This window comes from Pseudoponticoccus marisrubri, assembly GCF_001482405.1.
GTDB classification, from domain to species: Bacteria; Pseudomonadota; Alphaproteobacteria; order Rhodobacterales; family Rhodobacteraceae; genus Pseudoponticoccus; species Pseudoponticoccus marisrubri.
Genome location: NZ_LPXO01000074.1, coordinates 1 through 293 on the forward strand (window position 1 = coordinate 1; position 293 = coordinate 293).

Annotated in this window: 1 protein-coding gene; it reads left to right on the forward strand. The window is 67.6% G+C overall.

The annotated features are described in order from the left end of the window. Positions 1-293: calcium-binding protein (locus AVJ23_RS22010; protein WP_276203234.1), on the forward strand; the 293-nt coding region annotated here is incomplete at both ends.

The following is a 293-nucleotide window of genomic DNA, read 5'->3' on the forward strand; positions in this document are numbered from 1 at the left end:
AACGGGCAGGGGGGCGATCTGGGGCGTGACACGGTGTTCGGCGGCTCTGGTGCGGACACGATCGAGGGCGGCAACGGGGATGACGCGTTCCACGGCGAGTGGGGCAATGACGTGATCAACGGTCGGCTGGGGAATGACAGCCTGTATGGCGGGGACGGGTTCGACACGCTCTATGGCGGCGATGGCCGGGACCTCGTCTATGGCGGCAACGGTCGGGACCTTGCCTATCTCGGCCCGGGGCACGACCTCTTCGTGGATAACGGGCAGGGGGGCGATCTGGGGCGTGACACGGT